Below are 7,277 nucleotides of genomic sequence, written 5' to 3' on the forward strand. Positions count from 1 at the left end.
AATGCTAAGTTTTTATTTAAATTCTGCGTAATGCTTCAATTCGCTCACTTAACGGTGGGTGTGACATAAACAAACGACTCAAACCACTGCGTTTACCATTGATACCAAAAGCCAACATTGAGCCCCTCAATTCAGGTTCCTGACCCCGCTGCAAACGCTCGAGTGCGGCTATCATTTTTTGCTTACCAACCAGTTGAGCCGACCCCGCATCAGCACGGAATTCACGTTTGCGTGAAAACCACATCACGATGATGCTGGCCAAAATACCAAATACGATCTCTAGCACCATAACGATCCCAAAGTATGCCAGGGTTCCAAGACCGCCACCTTGCTGATTATTGCCACGGGTCGCGTTATCAATCGCACTCGCAATAATGCGAGCAAAGAACATTACGAACGTATTCACTACGCCCTGAATCAGGGTCAATGTCACCATGTCACCGTTAGCAATGTGACTCACCTCATGCGCTAACACCGCTTCGATCTCATCTTGATTCATCTGTTCAAGCAACCCGGTACTGACAGCCACCAGAGAAGCTGACTTACTCCGACCAGTGGCGAATGCATTAGGCGCGTGAGACGGGAAGATAGCGACTTGTGGCATCGGTATACCGGCTTTTTGTGTTTGTTGCTTCACCGTTTCAACCAACCAGCGTTCAGCCGGTGTCCGCGGTTGCTCGATAACTTGCGCGCCTGTCGCCCTAACCGCCATCCAGCGAGAAATAAACAGTGATACGAAGGCGCCACCAAAACCAAACAGACCACACAGTATTAAAAGACCTAGCGGATTTTGCACGGTGAGACCCGTGTTTGCGCTAATAATATTAAACACGAAACTAACGACCACCAAAATGGCTATATTGGTCATCAAAAACAGCAAGATGCGTTGCATACACATACCCTCAGTAAGCTAGGACAAATCGGTCTAGATGATATGCTAAATGTGGGTGATTGGCTTACATTTCTAGTGACGAATACGTAAAATATTTTAATTATTCACGTTAGAATTAGAGCTAACCCATGACACAACACAAGAATCTACTACTTTTAAGCAGTTCTCGCGTCGGAGATACCGACTATCTTGCCCACAATAGAGAATGGATTAAGAACGCCGTAGGCGATGCAACATTGCTTTTTATTCCCTATGCCGGCGTGGGTATGACGCATAGCCAATATACCGATAAAGTTCGCAACGCGCTTGCGCCTGTCAACGTGGCCGTCACTGGTATTGAGGAATATGCCGATCCGATAGCAGCCGTGCGTGAGGCCCAAGCAATTGCTGTTGGTGGCGGCAACACCTTTCAGTTATTGAATTTAATTTATCAACACCAGCTGATTGAGCCGCTTCGCGATACAGTAAATGCGGGGACTCCCTATGTTGGCTGGAGTGCAGGTTCAAATATTGCCGGTAAAACGATCAAAACCACCAATGATATGCCGATTGTTGAGCCACCGAGTTTCAATGCTTTACGTTTAGTTGAGCTACAAATGAATCCACATTACACCGACTATCATCCACCTGGTTTTAATGGCGAAACACGCGATGACCGTCTCAATGAGTTCATTGCGTTAAATAACACTGAGACGGTATTGGGTTTGCCAGAGGGTACAGGACTGGAAATACGGGCCAGTGAATGTCACTGGCGAGGAGATGCACAGCCCGTGCTGATAGATAGCACAGGCAAGCATGTGCAACATGACTTACAGCGTATAAGTCAATTAATCGGGTAAATTAATTAAGTGCCCGAGTGCCAAGTTTTGCCAGTTCGCATCAAAGCTTATTGAGCCGAGATGTGAACTTGCCATACGCTGCTTTAGTGTATCGAGATTCTGTTCAGACCGTGCCATGGGTTCAACGCTAGGCTGATTAGTTATCCAGCCTGTAATGGGCACTGACGATGAAAATATCGCTTGCTCAGTGAGCATCGCATGATTCAGACAGCCGAGCTTCATACCGACGGTTAAAATGACCTCAGCATTAATTGCTTTTACAAACTCAGGCATCATTAATTGATCGGAGAGCGGTAAAAGCCAACCACCGGCTCCTTCAACAACAATGACATCGGGGTTCAACGCAACAAGTCGCTCAAAGTGCTGGAGCATATCCTCAAGTGATAATGATACATCAGCTTCTTGTGCCGCAATATGAGGCGCGATTGCCGGCTCAAATGCAAATGGGTTAGTTAAACCATAATCACAATCCAACGTCATATGGCGTCGTGCATTGGTCGCATCAGCATTAATCCAGCGCGTCCCATCCCAGTCACAACCACTCGCAACGGGCTTCATAGCCAGCGTTTTGAGCCCTTTGTCTGCAAGGTGTTGTAACACAGCTTGGGTAACAACAGTTTTACCAGAGTCTGTGTCAGTACCTGTAATAAAATAAGCTTTCATATTAACCTTTAATTAATACATCTTGTCTTTAATTAATGTTGCTTCTAGCACTTTCCAGGTCAATGGGAGTCCTTTTGATGTGCGTTTTTGCTCATAATTGGCTTTCAATTTTTGCCATCGCGTCGGCGTCATTAGGCCGCGATCTTGCTGTGGTGTTTGGCTCGCACCTACACCTTTAATATGGCGCAGTAAACTCTCAAACTGCTCAAAATAATCCGTATGAACGACAACCTCACTGGTGACTTCAAATCCTGCCTGACGAAACTTAGCTTCAACTTCAGCTTGTGTGCGGTAAGCTATCGTATGCTGTTTATCATCAAGCGCTGAATAGACGTCTACCAGTTCAGCGAAGGTCCCCGTGAGCAGAGTGTTCATCAGCACTTGACCGCCGGACCGAGTGACACGAAAAAGCTCATTTGCCACGGTGTTTATATCAGGGCACCATTGCAATGAAAAATTAGCAAATACGGTGTCAAACTGAGCATTTTCTGCCGGAATACATTCTGCGCTACCCTGCTTATACGCAACCTGCGGAAACAACTTGCTCGCCTGCGCTAGCATGCCTTTCGCAGGATCAACGCCTAGATACTCGTGACAGTGCTCAAGCAGAAATTGAGTTTCGGAGCCCGGTCCACATCCTAGGTCCAAACAGTGCCCCAGACTGCTGACATACGCTCTTTGATATAAACGTTGCGCAAAGACGTGCTGTGTTTTATTAAATTGCGTATATGTCGTGGCTGCTTTATCAAAGCGCTTAGCTACTTGAGTGAGCCATTGTTCAGGTTGCATTGTCACCGGTTATGTCCTTTCTGCATTAAGATGATCGAACATCACATCAATCATCTTCATATCAACCGTACTATTGAGGCTAATACGTAGACGCGCTGTGTCTTTTGGCACCGTAGGTGGCCGCACGACGCTGACATCGATACCCGCCTCTTTCAAGCGTTTCCCGGTCGCCATGGCGCGACCTTCTTCACCCAGAATAATCGTTTGGATAGCGCTGTCAGAAGCCACTGAGTGATACTGGTATTTCTTAATCAGTTCCTTCATCCGAGCGATCCGTTCATTCAGTGCGTCACGCCTTAACTGCCCTTCGCGTCCTCTAACAATCTCAATCGATGCGAGTATCGCTGCCACCTGCATCGGTGGCATCGCAGTCGAATAAATATATTCGCGACAAAATTGGCGAATCTCGTCGATGTCATCTCGACTGCCAACAAGCGCCGCCCCACTGGCACCCAGCGCTTTTCCAAAGGTGATGGTGCCCAGCTTAACCTGTTGGTTGAGCTGCCCTAGATAACCTTCACCGTGCTCTCCGATGACACCAATACCATGTGCGTCATCCAGTAACCACTGAACAGGTGATTGTTCAGTGAAGTCCCGGCTTTGAGCAATGCTAAGCCGATCCCCATCCATGCTGTAGATACTTTCACTGATAAACCAGTCGTGAGTTTGAGCTGTTGATGGCCAAGTTAGGTGAGGCACGCGCTTAAATCGAATACCGCTATTTAACATGCCTTCCACCATGGACGCGTGTATCAAGCGATCAGCGTAAATGCGTCCGCCCTGTGCTTGGCAATGCGCCTGCAATAAACAGGTAATGGCACCATGATTTGCCGCGAATCCTGTATTAAACAGGATAGCATCCTCGAACCCCAACCAGTCGCACAGTGTTTCTTCAAGCTGTTGATGCAACTGGGTGTAGCCACTCAACAAGGGGGAGCCTGTACTTCCCACTCCCCAGTTATCAATTGCTTGTTGTGCCGCGGCTTTTACCCGTGGATGTTGCGCTAAACCCAAATAATCATTCGACGACAACTGCGCAGGTCGCGCACTGGCGGTGCGCACCTGCTGCGTTCTATAGAGATTTGAATCGCGACGCTGCTCAAGACGCGTCGTAATAAAGTGGCGGTTGCTGTTGTTCACTAATCGCCTCGTTAATGACGGTTTGATGGACTTCATCGTCATAGCCATCACGGGTTTCTGGCGTAATACCTAAACGGTTAAACAATTGCAGGTCGGCATCGGCTTCGGGATTACTCGTGGTGAGCAACTTCTCACCATAGAAAATAGAGTTTGCGCCGGCTAGAAAGCACATGGCTTGCATTTCATCACTCATGTACTCGCGACCTGCCGACAGACGCACATGCGAAGCAGGCATCAAAATACGTGCAACAGCAATGGTGCGCACGAAATCAATCGGATCTAAATCGTCTAGGTTTTCAAACGGCGTACCTTTCACTTTAACCAACATATTAATTGGAACGCTTTCAGGGTGCTTGGGCAAATTAGCCAACTGGACCAACAATGATGCACGATCCTCAACGGATTCACCCATCCCAACGATACCGCCCGCACAGACTTTCATACCCGCATCACGCACATTACGCAAAGTATTGAGTCGGTCTTGATAAGTACGGGTAGTGATAATGTCGCCATAAAACTCGGGCGAGGTATCCAAATTATGATTGTAATAATCAAGCCCTGCCTGTTGCAGCGCAGCGGCTTGTTCGGGCGATAACATACCAAGCGTCATGCAGGTTTCTAAGCCTAACTCTTTTACACCTTTCACCATCTCAATAACATAAGGCATGTCGCGATCTTTTGGATTTCGCCACGCAGCACCCATACAAAAGCGGCTCGCACCTTTATCTTTTGCGAGTTGTGCCTCTTGCAATACTTTTTCAACGGCCATGAGCCGCTCACGATCAAGCCCCGTGTGGTAATGCGCACTTTGTGGGCAGTATTTACAATCTTCGGGGCACGCACCTGTTTTAATTGATAGTAAAGTGCTGACCTGCACTTGATTAGGATCAAAATGCTGACGGTGAACAGTCTGGGCTTGAAACACCAAGTCGTTAAAAGGCATTGTCAGTAATTGGCTGACCTCTTCCGGCGTCCAGTCATTTCTCACTTCTGTCTTTATTTGCGCGCTCATATCGCTGTTCTCTTTTATTTATTGGCTTCTCATGCTCGACTAGATTACTGCTAATCGATAAACTGTCAATTTTTTACGAACGCAAAACTTTACAAGAGGTTATAAAGTGAGCAACTCGTTACAGCAAGCTATCCAGTTTGACCAGCAACACATATGGCACCCTTACACCTCTATGACGGATCCCTTACCTTGTTATCATGTCAAATCCGCAAGCGGATGCGAAATTGAGCTGTCATCCGGCGAAATCTTGGTGGACGGTATGTCCTCTTGGTGGGCCGCTATTCACGGGTATAACCATCCTCAACTTAATGCGGCATTGCATGCGCAAGCCGATAAGATGAGTCACGTGATGTTTGGTGGCCTCACCCATCAACCCGCAATCAACATGGTTGAGCGTTTAATAGACCTCACACCTGCACCTCTTGACCGCGTGTTTATTGCAGATTCGGGGTCAGTCAGCGTCGAAGTCGCGATAAAGATGGCACTCCAATACTGGTTCTCTATCGAGCAGCCCAAGAAAAACCAATTATTAACCATTCGTGGTGGCTATCATGGCGATACGTTTGCTGCTATGTCAGTGTGCGATCCGGTTAATGGCATGCATCATATGTTTCGTCACGCTTTGTGTAACCAGCATTTTGTCGAGCGTCCGGCAGTGGAATTTGACGATGAATGGGAGCCCAGCAGTTTAAGCAGTATTCAACAAGAGCTGGAGCAACATCACACAGAGATTGCCGCGGTGATCATCGAGCCCGTAGTGCAAGGTGCTGGCGGAATGCGATTCTATCACCCAGAGTATTTAACGCAGTTGAGAGAGCTCTGTAATCATTATGACGTCTTGTTGATCGCAGATGAGATTGCTACGGGGTTCGGTCGCACGGGTCAACTATTTGGCTGCGATCATGCCGGTATCGTACCGGATATTATGTGTGTCGGTAAGGCACTGACCGGAGGCTATATGACGTTAGCCGCAACGGTGACACATGCTAAGGTTGCAGAAGCCATTGGTCAGGGACAAGGCGGTGGCGCATTAATGCACGGACCTACCTTTATGGGGAACCCACTTGCCTGTGCCGTCGCAAACGCGTCCTTGAGCATCATTCAAAGCGGTGACTGGAAAACGCAAGTACCGCGTATCGAATGCCAGTTACGCGAGGAACTTGGTCCATTAAAGCGTCACCCGAGTGTTGCGGATGTCCGAGTATTGGGTGCAATCGGCGTTGTTGAACTGAATAAACCTGTTAATGTGGCGCGCACGCAAGCACTTTTTGTCGAGCTCGGTGTGTGGATACGTCCATTTGGTCGTCTCATGTACATTATGCCACCCTACTGCATCAGCGCACAGCAACTCAGTAAGCTTACGCATGCGATTGCGGTCTACCTTGAAACAACCACTAATTAGCTAAAACCGTAAAAGAATAATAATAAGCCACTGATACTGGCGAGCCCCAGTATCAGTGTATTCACCCATATATGCGTTCGACGTCTTCGGTGGAGCCATATATTCAGCACACACGCGACACAACTCACTACAAGCCCAAGCGCCATTAGGAAAAGATAAAGCTGAGCTAGGCTCGCAATCCAACCTGAACGAAGGTCTACATCCAACCATTCACTGAGTAATGTACCCGTTTCCGGTTTTGCGTAGTCATAGACTATCAATGCAGCAATAAAAATAAGCCAGCCGAGGATAGAAAGCGTCCCCATGACTCGCCGCCAGGCACCCAATTTCTGCAATCGTTTACTGTCATTGCTACGCATATCGTCAGTTTTAATAGGATCCTACTTGAGTCTGTGCCAAAGACAGGTAACATAGCAACCTTTATTTAGTTAAATTTGCATTTCGGAGATTTCTAACCCATGTCGTATGCTTCTGTCGTGGATGTGTTAGCAGGAAAAGTCGCCGTTGATGAAACAGTTACGGTCCGTGGATGGGTACGGA

At 47.7% G+C, this 7,277-nt stretch carries 8 protein-coding genes; 2 read left to right on the forward strand and 6 right to left on the reverse strand.

The genetic code is table 11. The features are described 5' to 3' along the window. Positions 1 to 16 precede the first annotated feature (16 nt). Positions 17 to 892: a protease HtpX gene (gene htpX / locus OS145_RS07770; RefSeq protein WP_006955782.1), complete on the reverse strand. Its 876-nt coding sequence runs from the start codon at positions 890 to 892 to the stop codon at positions 17 to 19. 128 nt (positions 893 to 1,020) lie between these two features. Here htpX and pepE point away from each other — a divergent pair, with 128 nt between their 5' ends. Then, positions 1,021 to 1,731, forward strand: a complete 711-nt coding sequence (pepE, locus tag OS145_RS07775; protein ID WP_006955783.1) for a dipeptidase PepE — start codon at positions 1,021 to 1,023, stop codon at positions 1,729 to 1,731. Here pepE and bioD read toward each other — a convergent pair. From bioD to bioB, 4 genes are read right to left on the reverse strand one after another with little or no spacing between them, the layout of a single operon-like run. Next, complete coding sequence (gene bioD / locus OS145_RS07780) at positions 1,720 to 2,394, reverse strand: dethiobiotin synthase (RefSeq protein WP_006955784.1); 675 nt, start codon at positions 2,392 to 2,394, stop codon at positions 1,720 to 1,722. The genes pepE and bioD overlap by 12 nt on opposite strands. 12 nt (positions 2,395 to 2,406) lie before the next feature. Next, positions 2,407 to 3,183 (reverse strand): methyltransferase domain-containing protein, encoded by a 777-nt coding sequence (locus tag OS145_RS07785; protein ID WP_006955785.1) that lies wholly within the window; start codon positions 3,181 to 3,183, stop codon positions 2,407 to 2,409. Positions 3,184 to 3,192: 9 nt separating this feature from the next. Then, positions 3,193 to 4,323: an 8-amino-7-oxononanoate synthase gene (locus OS145_RS07790; protein WP_006955786.1), complete on the reverse strand. Its 1,131-nt coding sequence runs from the start codon at positions 4,321 to 4,323 to the stop codon at positions 3,193 to 3,195. Beyond that, the gene (bioB, locus tag OS145_RS07795; RefSeq protein WP_006955787.1) at positions 4,283 to 5,335 is read right to left on the reverse strand and encodes a biotin synthase BioB; all 1,053 of its coding nucleotides are present in this window, start codon (positions 5,333 to 5,335) and stop codon (positions 4,283 to 4,285) included. Before bioB ends, OS145_RS07790 begins: the two co-directional genes overlap by 41 nt. Positions 5,336 to 5,441: 106 nt before the next feature. On the opposite strand from bioB, the gene bioA reads away from it, so the two are divergent. Next, positions 5,442 to 6,737, forward strand: coding sequence for an adenosylmethionine--8-amino-7-oxononanoate transaminase (gene bioA / locus OS145_RS07800; RefSeq protein ID WP_006955788.1), 1,296 nt, complete (start codon positions 5,442 to 5,444; stop codon positions 6,735 to 6,737). Here the strand turns inward: bioA and OS145_RS07805 are convergent. Then, positions 6,734 to 7,096, reverse strand: a complete 363-nt coding sequence (locus OS145_RS07805) for a hypothetical protein (RefSeq protein ID WP_006955789.1) — start codon at positions 7,094 to 7,096, stop codon at positions 6,734 to 6,736. The two genes, bioA and OS145_RS07805, sit on opposite strands and share 4 nt — an antisense overlap. Positions 7,097 to 7,277: the final 181 nt, after the last annotated feature.

The sequence above is a fragment of the Idiomarina baltica OS145 genome, assembly GCF_000152885.1.
GTDB lineage: Bacteria > Pseudomonadota > Gammaproteobacteria > Enterobacterales > Alteromonadaceae > Idiomarina > Idiomarina baltica.